Annotated in this window: 13 protein-coding genes and 1 tRNA gene; 7 read left to right on the top strand and 7 right to left on the bottom strand. The window is 63.4% G+C overall.

From position 1 onward, the window contains the following. Window positions 1-125: 125 nt before the first annotated feature. Window positions 126-2213, top strand: coding sequence for a UvrD-helicase domain-containing protein (locus AWB74_RS07855; protein ID WP_061146419.1), 2088 nt, complete (start codon window positions 126-128; stop codon window positions 2211-2213). 7 nt (window positions 2214-2220) lie between these two features. Here AWB74_RS07855 and AWB74_RS07860 read toward each other — a convergent pair whose 3' ends face one another. Further along, a complete protein-coding gene (locus AWB74_RS07860; protein ID WP_061146226.1) occupies window positions 2221-3108 on the bottom strand; it encodes a c-type cytochrome in 888 nt (295 codons plus the stop codon). Between the two features lie 324 nt (window positions 3109-3432). On the opposite strand from AWB74_RS07860, the gene AWB74_RS07865 reads away from it, so the two are divergent. Then, window positions 3433-3508, top strand: a tRNA-Arg gene (locus tag AWB74_RS07865). A gap of 21 nt (window positions 3509-3529) precedes the next feature. Here the strand turns inward: AWB74_RS07865 and AWB74_RS07870 are convergent. Next, a complete protein-coding gene (locus AWB74_RS07870; protein WP_061146227.1) occupies window positions 3530-4537 on the bottom strand; it encodes an aromatic ring-hydroxylating oxygenase subunit alpha in 1008 nt (335 codons plus the stop codon). A 176-nt stretch (window positions 4538-4713) separates the two neighbouring features. On the opposite strand from AWB74_RS07870, the gene AWB74_RS07875 reads away from it, so the two are divergent. Beyond that, a complete protein-coding gene (locus tag AWB74_RS07875) occupies window positions 4714-5808 on the top strand; it encodes a GGDEF domain-containing protein (protein WP_061146228.1) in 1095 nt (364 codons plus the stop codon). A 6-nt stretch (window positions 5809-5814) separates the two neighbouring features. On the opposite strand, the gene AWB74_RS07880 is transcribed toward AWB74_RS07875, so the two are convergent. Genes AWB74_RS07880 through flhF form a run of 3 tightly spaced genes read right to left on the bottom strand, consistent with a single transcriptional unit; the run spans window position 5815 to window position 9247 of the window. Beyond that, window positions 5815-6546: an RNA polymerase sigma factor FliA gene (locus tag AWB74_RS07880; RefSeq protein ID WP_061146229.1), complete on the bottom strand. Its 732-nt coding sequence runs from the start codon at window positions 6544-6546 to the stop codon at window positions 5815-5817. Between the two features lie 18 nt (window positions 6547-6564). Continuing rightward, the gene (locus AWB74_RS07885; RefSeq protein ID WP_061146230.1) at window positions 6565-7482 is read right to left on the bottom strand and encodes a MinD/ParA family ATP-binding protein; all 918 of its coding nucleotides are present in this window, start codon (window positions 7480-7482) and stop codon (window positions 6565-6567) included. Beyond that, window positions 7475-9247 carry a flagellar biosynthesis protein FlhF gene (gene flhF / locus AWB74_RS07890; protein WP_061146231.1) on the bottom strand — a complete coding sequence of 591 codons (1773 nt, stop codon included), beginning with the start codon at window positions 9245-9247 and terminating at the stop codon, window positions 7475-7477. Before flhF ends, AWB74_RS07885 begins: the two co-directional genes overlap by 8 nt. 280 nt (window positions 9248-9527) lie before the next feature. Here flhF and AWB74_RS07895 point away from each other — a divergent pair, with 280 nt between their 5' ends. The 4 genes from AWB74_RS07895 (at window position 9528) to AWB74_RS07910 (ending at window position 13103) form a co-directional block, all read left to right on the top strand. Beyond that, on the top strand, window positions 9528-11216 hold the full coding sequence (locus AWB74_RS07895; protein WP_061146232.1) for a thiamine pyrophosphate-binding protein: 1689 nt from the start codon (window positions 9528-9530) through the stop codon (window positions 11214-11216). A gap of 78 nt (window positions 11217-11294) precedes the next feature. Then, window positions 11295-11558: a PepSY domain-containing protein gene (locus AWB74_RS07900; RefSeq protein WP_061146233.1), complete on the top strand. Its 264-nt coding sequence runs from the start codon at window positions 11295-11297 to the stop codon at window positions 11556-11558. Window positions 11559-11568: 10 nt separating this feature from the next. Beyond that, window positions 11569-12084 (top strand): cytochrome b/b6 domain-containing protein, encoded by a 516-nt coding sequence (locus tag AWB74_RS07905; protein WP_061146234.1) that lies wholly within the window; start codon window positions 11569-11571, stop codon window positions 12082-12084. A 128-nt stretch (window positions 12085-12212) separates the two neighbouring features. After that, window positions 12213-13103, top strand: coding sequence for an NYN domain-containing protein (locus AWB74_RS07910; RefSeq protein WP_061146235.1), 891 nt, complete (start codon window positions 12213-12215; stop codon window positions 13101-13103). Between the two features lie 57 nt (window positions 13104-13160). Here the strand turns inward: AWB74_RS07910 and AWB74_RS07915 are convergent, their stop codons facing one another. After that, entirely contained in the window at window positions 13161-14309 is a 1149-nt protein-coding gene (locus tag AWB74_RS07915; protein ID WP_061122073.1) for a branched-chain amino acid ABC transporter substrate-binding protein, read from the bottom strand. 100 nt (window positions 14310-14409) lie between these two features. Beyond that, window positions 14410-18336, bottom strand: coding sequence for a trifunctional transcriptional regulator/proline dehydrogenase/L-glutamate gamma-semialdehyde dehydrogenase (gene putA / locus AWB74_RS07920; protein ID WP_061146236.1), 3927 nt, complete (start codon window positions 18334-18336; stop codon window positions 14410-14412). Between the last annotated feature and the right edge of the window lie 138 nt (window positions 18337-18474).

The raw sequence follows: 18474 nt of genomic DNA on the forward strand, positions 1-18474 counted from the left end.
GTGAATTCGAGCGGATATTGTGGCACGAACAGGGGCCGGAACCGCGCCGCTTCTATCGTGTTAACATCGCGCTCTCCTCCATGCGCCGGTCCCGCCGCGCGCGCCAAACTTCCAAGCTCAACACGATGTCCGCAGGTCTGAACGCCGCGCAAAGCGAAGCCGTGCGCTATCTCGATGGTCCCTGTCTTGTGCTCGCCGGCGCCGGCAGCGGCAAGACGCGCGTGATCACGCAGAAGATCGCGCATCTGATCGAAGGACGCGGCTTCGAGCCGAAGCACATCGCCGCGCTCACCTTCACGAACAAAGCCGCGCTCGAAATGCGCGAGCGCACGGCAAAGCTCCTCGAAGGCAAGACGCTCACGACGCCCGGCAAGGAAGGCCGCAAGATTCCCGTCAATCAGTTGACGATCTCCACGTTCCACTCGCTCGGCGTGCAGATCATGCGGCAGGAAGCGGAGCACGTCGGCCTGAAGCCGCAGTTCTCGATCATGGATTCGGACGATTGCTTCGGGATGGTTCAGGAGCAGCTCGGCACGACGGACAAGGGCCTGATCCGCAAGATCCAGTCGATCATTTCGCTGTGGAAGAACGCGATGGTCTCGCCCGATCAGGCCGCCGTGCTCGCGAACAACGAGGACGAGCATCAGGCGGCGATCGTGTACCGCAGCTACGCCGCGACCTTGCACGCGTATCAGGCGCTCGATTTCGACGATCTGATCCTCCGCCCCGCGCAACTCTTCGCGGAAAACGAGCAGGTGCGCGACAAGTGGCAGAACCGTTTGCGTTATCTGCTCATCGACGAATATCAGGACACGAACGCCTGCCAGTACGAGCTGGTGAAGCTGCTGGCCGGCCCGCGCGCTGCGTTCACCGCGGTGGGCGACGACGACCAGGCGATTTATGGCTGGCGTGGCGCGACCATCGAAAACCTCGCGCAGCTCGGCAAGGATTTTCCGAAGCTGCATGTGGTCAAGCTGGAGCAGAACTATCGATCGACGGTGCGGATTCTGACGGCGGCGAACAACGTCATCGCGAACAATCCGAAGCTGTTCGAGAAGAAGCTGTGGTCTGAGCACGGCATGGGCGACACAATCACCGTCACCGGCTGCAACGACGAAGAGCATGAGGCGGAGTCCGTCGTGTTTCGATTGTCGGCGCACAAGTTCGAACGGCGAACGCAGTTTCGCGACTACGCGATTCTCTATCGCGGAAATTTTCAGGCGCGCATCTTCGAGCAGGTGCTGCGGCGTGAGCGCATTCCGTATGTGCTCTCGGGCGGGCAATCGTTCTTCGACAAGGCCGAGATCAAGGACCTCATCGCCTATCTGCGTCTGATCGCAAATCCCGACGACGATCCCGCGTTCATCCGCGCGATCACGACTCCGCGGCGCGGCGTCGGCAACACGACGCTCGAAGCGCTCGGCGCGTTTGCGGGCGCGGCGAAGGTGTCGCTGTTCGAGGCGGTGTTCATGGGCGGCATCGAGGCGCGTCTGTCGGCGCGGCAGGTCGAGCCGCTGCGCACGTTCTGCGAGTGGATGCGGCGTCTGTCGGACCGGGCGGCGCGCGACCCCGCGACCGAAGTGCTCGACGACATGATGGAAGCCATCCACTACGAGTCGTATCTCTACGATGCCTACGACGAGCGTCAGGCGCAGTCGAAATGGCAGAACGTGCTCGAGTTTCTAGAATGGCTGAAGCGCAAGGGGACGAAGCCGGAGCCTTCGGCCGGAACGGAGCGGACGGGCTACGACACTGCCGACGGTTTCGCCGATGAAGGCAAGAACCTGCTCGGCCTGATCCAGACCGTCGCGCTGATGTCGATGCTCGAAGGCAAGGAAGAAGACCCGGACGCCGTGCGGCTATCGACTGTGCATGCGTCGAAGGGGCTGGAGTATCCGCACGTGTTTCTGGTGGGCGTGGAGGAAGGCATCATGCCGCATCGCGGCGCTTCGGACGATGACGCGCCCGTCGACGATTCGCGCATCGAGGAAGAGCGGCGGCTGATGTATGTTGCGATCACGCGGGCGCAGCGCAGTTTGCATCTGAACTGGTGCAAGAAGAGAAAGCGCGCGCGGGAGACGGTGGTGTGCGAGCCGTCGCGCTTCATCCCCGAGATGCTGCTCGACGATGCCCCGCCGCCGACCAAGGAAGAAGCGCCTTTGTCGCCGAAAGACCGCATGGCGATGTTGAAGGCGCTTCTGCAGAAAAGCTGATCGCCGGTTACTTCGACGCGTTCACCATGTAATCGACGGCCGCTTTTACATCGGCGTCCGGAGCGTTCGATCCGCCCTTCGGCGGCATCGCGCCCTTGCCGTGCAGCGCGTAGTTGTAGACCGTGTCCATCGGCTCCTTGAGGCGCGGCGCCCAGGCGGCCTTGTCGCCGAACTTCGGTGCGTTGAGCACGCCGGCCGCGTGACATGCCTGGCAAACCTGTTCGTAGAGCGCCTTGCCGGCCTGTGCTGCGTCGGCGCTTTGCGCGCCCGCTGCCGGCGCCGCCGTGGCCTGCGGCACCGATGCGAGCGCCGCGACGGCTGCCGCTGCTTGCGCATTCTCTTGCGCACCCGCAGCCGCGGCGGGCGCCGAAGCGCCTGCGGATGCCGCCGCGCCTGGCGCGGGTTGAGCCGGTTCCGCGAGCTTGCCGCCGCTGCCGTTGGCCATATAGACGACCGCGCGCGCGATTTCGAAGTCGCTGTAGTCGTCGGGGCTCGTGCCGCCGCGCGCGGGCATCGCGCCCTTGCCGTTCAGCGCGTTGTGCAGAAGCGTGTCGTAACCTTCGCCGATACGCGCGGACCACGCGCCGGCATCGCCGAATTTGGGCGCGCCTGCCGTGCCTGCCGCGTGGCAGGTCGAGCACACGGCCTTGTAGACTTCCTCGCCGGTCTTGTAGACGCGCGGCGCGTTGGCATCGCGGATATCGACCTGTGCGGCGGGCGCGATGCGCTCCTTAACCGACTGCTCGATGTCCGTGCCCGCGCCGATGCGTGTCGCGTTGTTCACGTACACCGCGAGCAGGATGATGATGGCGACCGGGATGCCGAATCCCGCGATGACCGCGGCGATGAGTTGGCCGGGTGTCTTGATCGGGGCTCCGTGGGGTGCTTCGCTCATGCTTGTCTCGTCTCCCGTTTTTTGGTGTGAGTCGGTTCAGTGACAGCGTGACAGCTAAGGCAATGCGCTTAAGCGCGCGCCTTGGGGAAAGGCACGGTCGATTATAGACGGAACGCTTAACTGTCGGCGCGAGGTGGCGGGCGCGGTGGAACGGCGTTTACCCGAATCGTGTGATGCTTTGCGACTGTTCTAGCGCGCGGTGGTCAGGCCCGCGCGATGGACGAAGTCATGGAAAGCAGGTATCCTCTCGGATTCGCATGGGCCTTGCAGCTGGTTTCTTTACCGGCGCTTTCGTTTTTCCGCCTCGCAAGGCTCCCCGCCGATGCGCCCGTAGCTCAATGGATAGAGTACTGCCCTCCGAAGGCAGGGGTTGCTGGTTCGATCCCAGCCGGGCGCGCCAATCGTCTCTAGAGAAGCGCCATCATTCGACGACTCTTTTCCCGAGCACGGTCCCCCAACCAAACCCCCTCCCCCTCAACCACCTCCGATACTCCACCGCCATCCGATCACATCGCTGATGTAACTCCGCATCCAGATCGAGAGGCAAAAGCCGAGGCCATTGCGACTCCACGATCGGCGTGTCCTGCATCAGGATCTCCATATTGAAGTCGTAAAGCTCCCGATCGCTGTGCACCGCATCGTCCTCATGGATGGAAACGAGCCATGCACGCGTCTCCGTCTGCGTGACCGGCGACGCCGCCAGCATGATATGCAACGCCCCCATCCCGCCCGACGCCATCTTCGTGAGACTCGCGATCAACGGACGCTTCACGCGATACACGTAATCGATCATCGCGCCGCCGCCTTGCCCCGGCATTCCGGCAGGCTGCCAATATCGAAATTGCCGCGCCTCGAGCCCGCCATCGACCGAAACGACGTCGTAATCGCGCACTTCCGTATGCGCCGCATCGCCGAGAATCCCTGCATGCACGAACGAGAAGTGCGCCATATCCAGAAAATTTTCGACGACGCGCGGCGCCGATGTCCTCACCGTCTGCGGCGCGAGATTGATGCGTCTGCCGCCTGGAATCGCGGCCTCGGGAAAGAAATCGAGCGCATGCGCGGGCTCGCCGAAACACATCCACACGACGCCATATTTCTCCTCGCTGACGAAGGTCGTTGCGCAGGCACGCTTCGCCGGCCTTAGCGACGGATTCGACGGAATGTGCAAGCACTCCCCTTCGATGTCGTAACGCCAGCCGTGATACGGACATACGATCTGGTCGCGCATCACATGCCCGAGCGATAACTGCGCGCCCCGATGCGGACAGTAATCCCGCCACACATGCGCCACGCCGATACTGTCGCGCCATACGACGATCCTTTCATCCGCGACGATGAAACCGCGCGCGCCACCCTCCGGCACGTCCTCGCTATTGCAGACCGGCAGCCATTCGCCGGCCAGAGAAAGAAAAGATTCGTCGCGCATCGCGGTGAAGTCGAAAAGGTCGTGCGAAAGCCGTACTTACACGAAACACAGCATCTTCGCAAAACGTTGCAAAATAGCGGATCGCTCGCCCGGTGCAATCTCGCCGGTGCCGTGCGTCGGGGCAGCAGTAAATAACAGCAAGATAAAAGAAAGAAATCACCATCCAGGGGTTCAGTATGGAGCAGGTGCATCAGCCGGCACGCCGGGGCTATGCCTTTGCATGGTCCGGGAACCGGAATCCCGAACGCGAGCAGGCCACGCTACGTGTCTGGATGGGCGCAGCGGTTCTTCTGGCCTACGGCGTCTTCTCGTGGCTCCATCCCTCGCGCGATGCACTGCTGGTCATGCGCATCATCGCGCTTTACGTCTCTTATGGCGCGATCACGCTGCTCATCGTGAGCCGCGCAACGTCGCCATCGCAGATACGTCTCACCGCGACGACCATCGCCGATCAATCGATTCTCGGGCTCGCGCTCGCGGCGGGCGGCGCCATCGCGCTGCCGCTCATCTGGGTGATGTTCTGGTTTCTGATCGGTTCAGGATGCCGTTACGGCAAGCGCACGCTTGCCGTCTCGTGCGCAACCGCGCTCGTCATCGTCGTGACGCTCTCCATCGGGCAGCCGTGGTGGAACGCGAATATCCCCGCCGCGATCGGGCTGGGTCTGAGCGTGCTGGCCGCGTCGGTGTATCTGAGCGTGCTCGTCGATCGTCTCGGGAATGCCAATCGCGATCTCGCGCGCCAGGCATCGACCGATCCGCTCACGGGACTATCGAACCGTTACGCGCTCGAACAGATCGTCGATCGCGCGATGACCACGCCCAAAGCCGATGGCGACGCCGCCACCGCGCTGCTGCTCATCGATCTCGACGGCTTCAAGGAAGTGAACGACACCTACGGTCACGCCGTCGGCGACATGCTGCTGCAATCCTTCGCGCAATCGCTCGCCAGGCGCATGCGCAAATCCGATACGACGGCGCGTCTCGGTGGCGACGAATTCGTCGTGCTCGCGCATCAGGTGCGCGATCGCGCCGCGGTGCTCGCCGTCGCCGACAGCATCCATTCGGTGCTGGGCGCGATCACGTCGGTGCAGGAACGGCCGGTGTCGGTATCGGCGAGCATCGGCGCATGTCTGCTGTCCAGCGCGGCAGCCGCGCATCAATCCGGCATGACCGCCGTGCTGCGCGCCGCCGACCGTGCGATGTATCGCGCGAAAAGTCTCGGCGAAGGCAAGACCGTGTTCGCCGAGACGCGCGACTTCGACACTAACTAAAAAGCCTCAAGCCTCGACGGTCGTCCAGGCCTGCTCGCGCAGCTTCGTGCGCAGACGCGCGACCGCCTGGCTGTGCAGCTGGCACACGCGCGATTCGCTCACTTCCATCACCGCGCCGATTTCGCGCAGATTCAGGCCGCGCTCGTAATAGAGGCTCATCAGGAGCTTCTCGCGCTCGGGCAGCTTGTCGATGGCTTCGATCAGCGCACCGCGCAGGCTGTCATCGAGCAATGCGGACAGCGGGTCCGAGCGATCGACGCAATAGCGGTCGAGGAACGGCTCGTCGTCGGCGGAGCGATCGAAGTCTTCGTAATAGATCAACTGGCTGCCGTGCAGATCCTGGAGCATCGACTGATATTCGTCGAGCGGCAGCTTCATGTGGTCCGCGATCTCCATCTCGCTCGCCGAGCGGCCGAGGTTCTGCTCGACCTTGTGCACCGCCGATTCCACTTCGCGCGACGTCTTGCGCATGCTGCGCGGCAGCCAGTCGTTCGCGCGCAGCTCGTCGAGCATTGCGCCGCGGATACGCTGGCTCGCGTAGGTTTCGAACTGCGCGCCCTGATCTTCCTTGTAGCGGCTCGCCGCGTCGAGGAGGCCGATCATGCCGGCCTGGATCAGATCGTCGAGATCGACGCTCGCCGGCATCTTGGCGACGAGCTGAAGCCCCAGCCGGCGAACGAGCGGTGCATATTTCGTCAGCACTTCCGACTGTGAGAGTTTGCCTTGGGCGTTATACATCTTGGTCACCTATCTTGATCACATCGACGCCGTGCTGCTCATTGCAAGGTCGTGAAACGCAGCCGCTCGTCGCGCCGCCTCCCGCCCACCCTGTTCAGAGTCGCCAACCGGAATTTGCGCGTCTGCCTGGCCGCCCGCCGCGCGCATGTACTGCGCGGGGCGCATCGGCCAGTGGAGGAGCTCCGCCGCAATCGCGCGGTAGTCGCGTGCCGCGGCCGTGGCCGGGAACGCTTCGACTGCGCAGCGTGAGAGTTCCTTCGCCCGAGCGACGCGCGCATCCTCGGACACATATCCCGCCTGCACGAGCGACACGGCCAGATACCGGCTCGCGACGCCCGACAGGTTGTCGAACGCGACCGCCGCGTCGGCCGGGTTCTGCACGTGATTGATGAGCACGCGGAACTGGCCGATCGCATGGGCGTAATGCAGGCGCTTCATGCACGCATACGCTTCGGTGATCGCCGACGCGGCTACCCGCGTCACAATGAGAAAGTCATGCGCCTGTGCCGCGAGCGTCGACAGCGCACCGTGGCGATCGAGTTGCGCATCGATCAGCACGATGTCCGCGGGACCGTCGAGCAATGCGCGGCATTGCGCGGCATCGTGGACGATGCGTTCATCGCGGGACGCCGCGATCAGCGAGAAACCCAACGGCGTGCGCTCGACGACATCGGCAAGCGCGCGGCGGCCGGACATCACCGCTGCAAGCGCGCCCGCATCATCGAGGCCCGCGAGACGGCTGACCGATCCTGCGTCGCGATGCTCGTCGATCACGAGCACGTCCTTGCCATGCACGGACAGCGCCGCGCCGAGATTCACCACCGCCGACGTGCAGCCGATGCCCGCCGGCCCGCCCGCGACCGCCACTACGCGCGAACCAGCGCGCGTGAGGAGCCGTCGCAGACCTTCCGCCTGGTCGAGCACGAACTTATCCAAAGTGCACCCCATGCATTTCGGTCGTGGCGCGCGCGGACAATGCGGAAAGCAGCGCCGGCACTTCTTCGTCCTGCGGCACGAACGGCGAGCCGTCGCGCGGGATGCAGAACGCGCTCTTGATGAGAAAACGCTTCGTGGCGACGTACAGGTTCTCCGGCACCTTCTGGCCGGTCGACACGTAATGCACCGGCAGCTTGTAGCGGATGACCGTATCGAGTACACCGCCGAGGTTGGTTGCTTCGTCGAGCTTCGTGAGGATGCAGCCCGCGAGCGGCGGCTGATCCGGCGCGCTCTTGTAGGCCTGCACGACTTCGTTGAGCGTGTCGCCGTGGCTCGTCGCGTTGAGCAGCAGGATGCGCTGCACCGGATGGCCCGCGCCGCACAGCATCGCGATCTGGTCGGAGACCATGCGATCGCGCTGGCTCATGCCGATGGTGTCGATCAGCACGATATGTTTGTTGCGCAGCTCGGACAGCGCGAGTTGCAGGTCGGCGGCGTCCTTCACCGCGTGAACCGACACGCCGAGAATCTTGCCGAAGATGCGCAGTTGCTCGTGCGCGCCGATCCGGTAGCTGTCGGTCGTGAGCAGCGCGACCTTGCTGGCGCCGAAACGCATCACGCAGCGCGCCGCGAGCTTTGCCGTGGTCGTCGTCTTGCCGACGCCCGTCGGACCCATCAGCGCGAATGCGCCGCCGCGTTCCATCAGCGCGTCTTCGCTGTCCATCACCGGGATGTTCGATTCGAGCACTTGCTGCACCCACTCGAGCGCACCTTCGACGCTCTCCATCTCCGGCATGTTTTCCACCATCATGCGAACCAGTTGCGCGGAGAAACCGGCCGAGAAAAGACGCTTCGTGAGCGCGCTGCCCGTCGGGTTGCGGCGCTGACGCTCGCCCCAGAGCAGACCGGAGAAGTGCTCTTCCATCATCGTGCGCATCGACGAAAGCTCGTTCATCACCGTTTCGTTGACGACCTGCTCCATGCGCGCGCGGATCGCTTCCGTGACGACGGCCGCCGCGTTCGCGGGCAGGGCTTCGAATGCGTTTTCCGGCGTGGCGGGCGCGTTGCTCGCGGCGGGCGCATCGGCGTGCGTGGCATTCGCGTTGATCTTCTGCGCGGCGCGGCGTGCGGCGACCTGCGCGGCTTCGCGCGCCCAGCCGGGCGTTTCGACTTTCGGCTCGATCGCAGCTTCCGTGCGCTTCGCTTGCTGGCGCATCGCGTACTTGCCCGTTTCCGGCGCTTTCTCGACGCGCGCTTCCTGCGCCGATACCTGCACCGGCACGCCCATGCCGCGAGCGATCGCCGCGGACGCCGTAAGCGGACGGTTCGACGGCATCGCCGCCTGCTGCGCGATGCGCTTCGCGTGCTCGATCAGCCACGGATTCGTGTCGGCCATCGTGCGCGGCGCTTCGTCGTCGGGATGCGCTTCGGGCTCGACGTCAAATTCATCGTCGGCGTCGGTGTTCGCGCCGAAAACCGACGAAAACACGTCGCCGCTCGCATAAGGATTCGCGGCGGATTGCCGGACCGGCATCGTCGCTGCGGCGGCGGCCAGCGCGGCGCGCGACGTGCCGGACGAACGCACGGCCTGTTCTTTCGCGGCGGGCGAGATCGATGCGATATCGCTGTCCGCGACACCGACGATTTCGACGGAACCATCATCCAGCGTGCGATTGGACAACACCACGGCATCGGGGCCGAGCGCTTCACGAACCTGGCGCAATGCGTCGCGGCTGTTCGCGCCGATGAATTTACGAATGTTCAAACTTGCCCCCGATGAGGTATGAGACTGCGATCTTTGCGAGGCGGACCCACTTGGCTCGTTGCCGTGTCCGCTTTTCAGTGAAGCCATTATTGCGAACTTCACCTGTCGTCCATCGCTGGATAAACGGTGAGAAAAAGGGGTATTTCGGCTGATGGGAATGCAGCGCCGGCTCGATCGGCTGCGCGTACCGGAAAAAGATTCCGCCTCGCTTCTGGCCTGACATCGGCGCGACGGCGTAAGCTCTAGGGTCTGTTCACATATAAAACGGAGACTTCCTCGCATGGCGTCCGCTGTCCCTGCTCAGATTCAGACCACCGGTGCGCGTCTTCTCGTCGATGCGCTCGTGCATCACGGCGTCGAACGCGTGTTTTGCGTGCCCGGAGAAAGCTTCCTTGCGGTGCTCGACTCCCTGCACGACGAAACCTCGCAGATCCAGACGATCGTCTGCCGCCACGAAGCGGCCGCGGCGAACATGGCCGAGGCGGTCGGCAAGCTGACGGGCCGGCCGGGCGTCGCGATCGTCACGCGCGGGCCGGGCGCGACGCACGCGTCGATCGGCGTGCACACCGCGTTTCAGGATTCGACGCCGATGATCCTGCTCATCGGCCAATGCGCGCGCGAACACATGGATCGCGAGGCATTTCAGGAAATCGACTATCGGCGGATGTTCGGGCAGATGGCGAAGTGGGTCGCGCAAATCGACGATCCGCGCCGCGTGCCGGAATATATGAGTCATGCGTTTCACGCGGCGACGTCGGGCCGTCCGGGTCCGGTCGTGCTCGCGCTGCCGGAAGACATGCTGACCGAAGCCGTCGACGCCGCGCCGCCCGCGCCGCGTTATCAGCGCGTGGCGGCATCGCCGTCGGCGGCGCAGATCGAACGCCTGCGCGAATTGCTCGCGAATGCAAAGAAGCCGTTCGTGATCGCAGGCGGCAGCGGCTGGACGACCGAGGCGACGCAGGATTTCGCGCGCTTCGTCGAGCAGTGGAAACTGCCGGTGGGCTGCGCCTTCCGCTATCAGGACACGCTTTCCAACGAGCATCCGAATTATGCGGGCGATGTCGGCCTCGGCATCAATCCGGCGCTCGCCGCGCGCGTGCGCGATGCCGACGTGCTCTTCGTGCTCGGCCCGCGCATGGGCGAATCGACGACGGGCGGCTACACGCTGCTCGACATCCCGAAGACGAAGCAGACACTCATCCACGTGCATCAGGGCGCGGAGGAGCTCGGGCGCGTGTACAACGCGGATCTGCCGATCGTGTCGGGCATGCCGGAAATCGCGTCTCTTCTGGCCGCTTTGGCGCCGCCCGCCACCGTTTCATGGGACGGCAGCGCGGAAGCCGCGCGCGCGGCCTATCTCGAATGGCGCAAGCCGCGTCCGATGCTCGGCGACATTCAGCTCGGCGAAATCATGCGTCAGCTCGCGGAGAAGATACCCGCCGACTCGATCCTCACGAACGGCGCGGGCAATTACGCGACGTGGCTGCATCGGCACTATTCCTATCGGCATTTCAGATCGCAGGTCGCGCCGACGAGCGGTGCGATGGGCTACGGCGTGCCCGCCGCGATCGCCGCGAAGTCGCTTTATCCGCAGCGCACGGTGATTGCGTTCGCGGGCGACGGCTGCTTCATGATGTCGAGCAACGAGATCGCCACGGCGATGCAGTACGGGCTCGGCGTGATTTTCATCGTCGTGAACAACGCGCAGTACGGCACGATCCGCATGCATCAGGAGCGGCATTATCCGAATCGCGTGCACGGGACCGGGCTCACGAATCCGGACTTCGTCGCGTATGCGCGCGCGTTCGGGGCGCACGGCGAACTCGTCGAAACGACGGACCAGTTCATGCCCGCTTTCGAGCGCGCGCAGGCGTCGGGATTACCGGCGGTCATCGAGATCCGAATTCCGCAGGATCAGAGCACGCCGGGCGCGACACTCGAACAAATTCGCCAGCAAGGGCAGGGCTAAGAGACAAACTTTCGATCTGCTTGCAGCGCGCTTCCGGTGGCAGTAGAGTAGCCAGTTCGAAACCACTGGGAGTTAGCGATGCTTAAGGTTCTGGCTTTGTCGTTGGCATTGGGTTTTTCGGGCGCAGCGTTCGCGAAGGCGGATTGCACGGCGCATCCGAAGAGCGAATGGATGAAAGAATCGGATGCCAAGGCGCAGCTCGAGGCCCAAGGCTACAAGATTCGCAAATTCAAGGTCGATGGCAATTGCTACGAGATCTACGGCCACAACAAGGACGGCAAGAAGGTCGAGATCTATTACGACACGAAGACGCTGGCTGTCGTGAAGTCGGAAGTCGAGTGACGCTCACGCAGTGAAAGTCTGGGACGGCTTCGTACGGCTCACGCACTGGGTCGTCGCGGGCATCGTGCTGTGGAATCTGTTCGGGCCGACGGATTCCACGCATCGCTTATTGGGTTATGTCGCGGCGGGGCTCGTCATTGCGCGGATCGCGTGGGGCTTCATCGGGTCGCGTCATGCGCGATTCTCCGCGTGGTGGCCGAGGGTTTCACATCTCGTCGAATATCTGCGCTCGCTTGCGAAGGGCAAGCCGATGCATCACCTGTCGCACAATCCGCTCGGCGGGCTGATGGCGCTCTTGCTGTGGTTCCTGATTCTTGCGCTCGCGGTGTCCGGCTGGATCATGAGGCTCGATGCGTTCTGGGGCGAAGACTGGCCGCAGGAAATTCATGCTTGGCTGTCGATTGCCGTCGAGGTTTGCGTGTGCGTGCATGTCGTCGCGGCGATTTTGATGAGCTTGTGGACGCGCGAGAATTTGATTCGGGCGATGGTGACGGGGTGGAAGCGGGTCAGGAAATCGTCCGAATGACCTGCTTTTTGGCAGATTTAATTCAGCATTCCGCACTATCAAACTTGCAGGGTCGCTTCCGATAATCGAATTCGAGTTCTCGTTACAGAGAGCCGACTCGATAATCGATAAAAAGGAGCGACTGCACGATGTCCCACGCAGCGAGGCAACTGACCAAGATCGGCGTTTTCTACGACGGCAATTACTTCGATCGCGTCAGCAAGTATTACAACCATCAGCATGAGAAGAAGGCGTGGATTTCTGTTTCAGGCCTTCACGACTACATTCGGTACTGCGTTGGCGTTCACGAAGAGGTCGAGCACCGTGCTTGCCAAGTCATCGACGCGCACTACTTTCGCGGACGCTTTTCCGCTCAAAAAAGCAGTGAGAAGACGCTATTCAATGAGCGCGTAGTCGATGACATGCTCATGCGAGAAAACGTCACTGCGCACTATCTTCCGATGAACTTCGTCGGGAAGGAAAAGGGCGTCGATGTCTGGCTCGCGCTGGAAGCGTTCGAACTCGCCATCTACAAGCACTTCGATGTCGTCGTTCTGATTGCGAGCGATGGCGACTATATTCCACTCGCGCGCAAGCTAAAGACACTTGGAATCCGCGTAATGACCGTCAGTTGGTTCTTCACACACGAAACCGCGAGCGGTGAGATCCAAGTCGCACGGCCGAGTCAGATGTTGCTCAGAGAGGTGAACTATTCCATCGTGATGTCAGAGATCATCGACCGAATGGACGCTACCTCTGGCGACGAACGTGTTGTTCTTAGCGGACTGTTCCAGCGCCGACGAGACCGTCAACCGCCTTCCGGGGCCGCGGAAGCGGATTGGAAGGTCGGCTTCATCGATGTGTTGAAGGAAACGTATGGTCTCATCAGACCAGAGATCGGTCTAAAGAACATGTTCTTTCCCTATAAGGCTCTCACTGATATCGACCCGGACGAACTCGAAGAAGGCATGGAAGTGAGTTATCAGGAAGGCACCGGGCAGAAAGGCACGTTCGCGAAAATAGTTCGAACAGCAAGCTAGAAACAAAACGGCCCGACCGCTTTCGCGGCCGAGCCGTTCAACCAAAGCAAAACCCGCTTACTTCCCGCCCACGCTCTGCAGCGTCGTCCACTTCCCGCCAACGACCTTATACAGCGTGATCCCGCCGTTCTTCAGATCGCCCTTCGAGTCGTACGACAGGTGCTTCGCCGTCACGCCTTGCATGTCCGTCTTCGCGAGGAACGGCAGGTACTTCGCCGGGTCCGTCGAGTTGGCTGCCTTCATCGCGGTGAACATCGCCATTGCGCCGTCGTAGGCATACGGCGAGTACGTCTGCACGTCTTCGTTGAAGCGCTTCTTGTACTTCGCCGAGTACGCCGCGCCGCCCGGCATCTCGTCCATCGGCAGGCCGGCGAGCGATGCCACCGTGCCATCCGCCGCGTCGCCCGCGATCTTCACGAAGGTGTCGGTCTTCACCATTTCGCCCGCCATCAGCGGCGCGCGGAAGCCGAGCGTCTTCATCTGCTTGACCATCGGGCCGGCTTGCGAATCCGCGCCACCGTAGTACACGAGGTCCGGATTGGTCGACTTGATCTTGGTCAGAATCGCCTTGAAGTCGACGGCCTTGTCGTTCGTGAATTCGCGCACGACGATCGTGCCGCCCGCCGCCTTCGCCGCCTTCTCAAACTGGTCGGCGAGACCCTGGCCGTAAGCCGTGCGGTCATCGACGATCGCGATCTTCTTGACCTTCAGGTTCTTCACCGCGAACTCGCCCGCGACCGAGCCTTGCTGCGTGTCGGAGGTCATCATGCGGAAGGCCGTCTTGAAGCCCTGCGTCGTATATTCCGGCGCGGTCGCCATCGCGATTTCGGGGATGCCCGCGTTCGCGTAGATGCGCGATGCCGGGATCGTCGTGCCCGAATTGAAGTGGCCGAGCATGCCCTTGATGCCGTCATCGACGAGGCGCTGCGCGACGGTCGTGCCCGTGCGCGGGTCGGCCTGATCGTCGGCCGAGTTCAGCACGATGCGAACCGGCTTGCCGCCGATCGTCGGCTTCGTGGCGTTGAAATCTTCGACGGCGAGCGTGATGCCGTTCTCCATGTCCTTGCCGTAGTGCGCCTGCGCACCGGTCAGCGGTCCGGCATAACCGACCTTCACGTCCTCGACTTGCTGTGCAAATGCGGTCCCCGCGAGCGACAGTCCGGCGAGCGTCATGGCTGCTGCCAGCCTGGTCATCGTGTGCTTCATAGCTTCTCCTTATTCCAGTGTGGATGGCAGCTTGTGCCGGGATCGCCGTGCCTGCTGCCGCTTGTTTGAATTCGTTTGAATCGAGCGCTCGAGGGGTGTCTCAACCGATCGTCATCAAATTCGCATTGCCGCCCGCCGCCGCCGTGTTCACGCTCACCGAGCGTTCCGTCAACAGGCGTTCGAGCGCGTAATCTTCGCCGTCGTGGCCAGCGTCGGCGAACGCTCCCGCAGCCACGCCCTGCACCGATACGATCGGCCCCGGACGCTTCGCGACTTCCTTCACGAGCGACAGCAGTTCATCGCTGTCGCCTTCGAACAGCACGGCATCGAAATCTTCCGCCGCTTTCCCGACCCGCGCATACGGCTTGAGCGACGCAGGCAGCGACGCCGCCAGTTGCTCGCCCGCCGATCCGCTGAACAACGCGCGGTTGCCCGTCGCGAGCACGGCGGCAAGCTGGGCGCGCGCGCCGCTTGCCGTCGCCGCCACGCATAGCACCGTGCCGCGCGCGCCGAGCGTGTATGTGTTGCGTTCGCCGGTCGGGCCGTTCAGCACGGCCGTCGCGCCCGCCATCACGTGTTGCAGATAGCCGTCGCAACGCGCGGCCGTCTGCGGATCGCGTTCGCCGATCGCCCAGTCGCGCAATGCCGTGAGCGCCGCCGAAGGCGTGTCCTTCGACGCGGACTGATCGACGACGAGCGTACTAGCAAGCGACTTCGGCAAGCCGGTCGGGCGCTTCGCCAGCAGACGCTGCAAGTACAGCGCACCGCCCGCCTTCGGGCCCGTGCCCGACAATCCTTCGCCGCCGAACGGCTGCACGCCGACCACCGCGCCGATCACGTTCCTGTTCACGTAGATGTTGCCCACGTGCGCCCGCGCGATGACATGCGCAATGGTTTCGTCGATACGCGTATGGATGCCGAGCGTCAGCCCATAACCGGTCGAGCGAATTTGGTCGAGGAGTTTATCAAGGTTCGAACGGCGATAACGCACCACATGGAGCACCGGGCCGAACACTTCGCGCTTGAGCTCGTCGATGCTGTCCAGCTCGATGAGCGTCGGCGGCACGAACGTGCCTTGCGCGCAGTTGTCCGGCAGCGGCAGTTGCGTGACGTTGCGGCCCTTGTCGCGCATCCCGGCGACATGCGCATCGATGCCGCGTTTCGCGTCGGCGTCGATGACGGGGCCGACGTCCGTCGACAGCCGATCCGGATTGCCGACCGCGAGCTGGTTCATCGCGCCGGTGAGCATCTCGAGCGTGCGATCGGCGACGTCATCTTGCAAGCACAGCACGCGCAGCGCCGAGCAGCGCTGACCGGCCGAATCGAACGACGACTGCAAAACGTCCGCGACCACTTGCTCCGCGAGCGCCGACGAATCGACGATCATCGCGTTCTGCCCGCCGGTTTCGGCGATGAGCGGAATCGGACGACCATCGGAATCGAGTCGTTCCGACAGCGTCTTGTTGATGAGGCGTGCGACTTCCGTCGAGCCGGTGAACATCACGGCGCGCGTGCGCGGATCGGCGACGAGCGCCGCACCGACCGTTTCGCCATTGCCCGGCAACAGTTGCACCGCGCCAGCCGGCACCCCGGCTTCGCGCAGAATGCGCACAGCTTGCGCGGCGATCAGCGGCGTCTGCTCGGCAGGCTTCGCGAGCACTGGATTGCCGGCGGCGAGCGCGGCGGCGACCTGGCCCATGAAGATCGCGAGCGGGAAATTCCACGGGCTGATACAGACGACCGGACCGAGCGGACGATGCGTATCGTTCGAAAACTCCGCGCGAATCTGCGACGCGTAATAGCGCAGGAAGTCCACGGCCTCGCGGATTTCGGCGATGGCGTTCGGCAGCGACTTGCCCGCCTCGCGGATGATCAGCCCCATCAGCGTGTGCATCTGCGCTTCGAGCAGGTCACCGGCGCGCGCGAGACAATCGGCGCGGTCTTCGACGGGCGTCGCCTGCCAGATCGGCGCGGCGGCGACCGCGTTGGCGATCGCGGCGCTGACTTGTTCGGACGACGCTTCGACCACGGTTCCGACCAGATCGCGCTGATCCGAAGGATTGCGCACATCGCGCGCAACGCCGTTATCGGTCGAGCCGCCTTCGAGCATCGGCTCCGCACGCCACGCATGATTGGCACTCGCCAGCAGCGCCGACGACAGCGACGCCAGACGATGCTCGTTCGAAAGGTCGAGGCCCATCGAGTTCGGACGCTCGTTGCCATAGAGCTGACGCGGCAACGGAATCTTCGCATGCGGCGCGCCGAGCGGCGTGATCTCCTGCGCTTCGTCGATCGGATCGCGCACGAGTTCCTTCACCGGAATCGACTCATCGGCGATACGGTTCACGAACGACGTGTTCGCGCCATTCTCCAGCAGGCGGCGCACGAGATACGCGAGCAGCGTTTCATGCGTGCCGACCGGCGCATACACGCGGCACGGACGGTTCAGCTTGTCGCGGCCGGTGACTTCTTCGTAGAGCGGCTCGCCCATGCCGTGCAGGCACTGGAACTCGTACTGTCCGGGATAGTAGTTCTGGCCCGCGAGATGGTAGATCGCCGACAGCGTGAACGCGTTGTGCGTCGCGAATTGCGGATACACGGCATCGGGTGCGCCGAGCAGCTTTTTCGCGCACGCGAGGTACGAAATGTCCGTGTAGATCTTGCGCGTATAGACGGGATAGCCTTCGAGGCCATCGACTTGCGCGCGCTTGATTTCGGTGTCCCAGTACGCGCCCTTCACGAGACGAATCATCAAGCGATGACGGCTACGGCGCGCGAGATCGATCAGATAGTCGATCACGAACGGGCAGCGTTTCTGATACCCCTGCACCACGAAACCAATGCCGTTCCAGCCCGCCAGCTCCGGATCGAAGCACAGCGCTTCGAGCAGATCGAGCGACAGTTCGAGGCGATCGGCTTCTTCCGCGTCGATGTTCAGGCCGATGTCATAACGTCGCGCCAGTTGCGCGAGTGAACGCACGCGCGGCAGCAGCTCGTTCATCGTGCGTTCCTGCTGCGAGCGCGAATAGCGCGGATGCAGCGCGGACAGCTTGATCGAAATGCCAGGGCCTTCGTAGATGCCGCGCCCGCCAGCGGCCTTGCCGATCGCGTGGATCGCCTGCTCGTAGGACGCGTAGTAGCGCTGCGCGTCTTCTTCCGTGGTCGCGGCTTCGCCGAGCATGTCGTAGGAGTAACGGAAGCCGCGCGCTTCGTATTTGCGGCTGTTCGCGAGCGCCTCGGAAATGTTCTCGCCGGTGACGAACTGCTCGCCCATCAGGCGCATCGCCATGTCGACGCCCTTGCGGATCAGCGGCTCGCCGCCCCGGCCGATCAGGCGCGTCAGCGCGGACGACAGACCCGTCTCGCTGTTCGTCGTCACGAGCTTGCCGGTGATCATCAGGCCCCACGTCGCCGCGTTCACGAACAGCGACGGCGCCTGGCCCATGTGCGACTTCCAGTCGCCCTTGCTGATCTTGTCGCGGATGAGCGCATCGCGGGTCGCGCGGTCGGGAATGCGCAGCAGCGCTTCGGCGAGACACATCAGCGCGACGCCTTCCTGGCTCGACAGCGAAAACTCGTGGATCAGCCCTTCGACGCCGCCGCCCGAACTCTTCGCGCGCAGCGCTTCGACGAGCTTCGTCGCGAGCTTTTCGGCTTCGGCGGAGACGCTCGCGGGCAAGCGCGCCTGACCGATCAGAAACGGCACGCACTCCGGCTCCGGCCGGCGATACGCCGCCGTGATCGCCGCGCGCAGCACGGATTGCGGCTGCACGTTCTGCGCGAAATCGAGGAAAGGATGCATCGCGCCGTCTTCGTCGCCATCGACGGGAGCGGCATCGGCCATGTCGGACGAGCCATTCGCGCCCGACAGCTCGGGCGGAAGCTGACCATGTTCGATGCGCTCCAGATAAGCGAAGATCGCCTGCTTGATCAGCCAGTGGGGAGTGCGCTCGAGGCGCGTCGCGGCATCCTTCAGCCGGGAACGCAGCAGATCGTCGACTTTGACGCCTAAGGTTGTGCTCGCCATATTTCCTTCGTTTGCCGGTCGTGCTCACCCGGCCAATGACCAAAAAGTTGGCGAATCGTACCCCGCTGATATAAAAGGTGCAACCGAGATTTTCGCTAGGGTTGCACCATGACCAAACCCTTGTGGCGCAAGGCTTTG

The sequence above is a fragment of the Caballeronia arvi genome (genome assembly GCF_001544695.2).
In the GTDB taxonomy this organism is placed as follows: Bacteria; Pseudomonadota; Gammaproteobacteria; order Burkholderiales; family Burkholderiaceae; genus Caballeronia; species Caballeronia arvi.

Excerpts from the sequence above, each read along its gene's own strand:
- AWB74_RS07855 (WP_061146419.1), top strand. The coding sequence starts at position 126 with ATGTCCGCAGGTCTGAACGCCGCGCAAAGCGAAGCCGTGCGCTATCTC.
- AWB74_RS07860 (WP_061146226.1), bottom strand. The coding sequence starts at position 3,108 with ATGAGCGAAGCACCCCACGGAGCCCCGATCAAGACACCCGGCCAACTC.
- AWB74_RS07870 (WP_061146227.1), bottom strand. The coding sequence starts at position 4,537 with ATGCGCGACGAATCTTTTCTTTCTCTGGCCGGCGAATGGCTGCCGGTC.
- AWB74_RS07875 (WP_061146228.1), top strand. The coding sequence starts at position 4,714 with ATGGAGCAGGTGCATCAGCCGGCACGCCGGGGCTATGCCTTTGCATGG.
- AWB74_RS07880 (WP_061146229.1), bottom strand. The coding sequence starts at position 6,546 with ATGTATAACGCCCAAGGCAAACTCTCACAGTCGGAAGTGCTGACGAAA.
- AWB74_RS07895 (WP_061146232.1), top strand. The coding sequence starts at position 9,528 with ATGGCGTCCGCTGTCCCTGCTCAGATTCAGACCACCGGTGCGCGTCTT.
- AWB74_RS07900 (WP_061146233.1), top strand. The coding sequence starts at position 11,295 with ATGCTTAAGGTTCTGGCTTTGTCGTTGGCATTGGGTTTTTCGGGCGCA.
- AWB74_RS07910 (WP_061146235.1), top strand. The coding sequence starts at position 12,213 with ATGTCCCACGCAGCGAGGCAACTGACCAAGATCGGCGTTTTCTACGAC.
- AWB74_RS07915 (WP_061122073.1), bottom strand. The coding sequence starts at position 14,309 with ATGAAGCACACGATGACCAGGCTGGCAGCAGCCATGACGCTCGCCGGA.
- putA (WP_061146236.1), bottom strand. The coding sequence starts at position 18,336 with ATGGCGAGCACAACCTTAGGCGTCAAAGTCGACGATCTGCTGCGTTCC.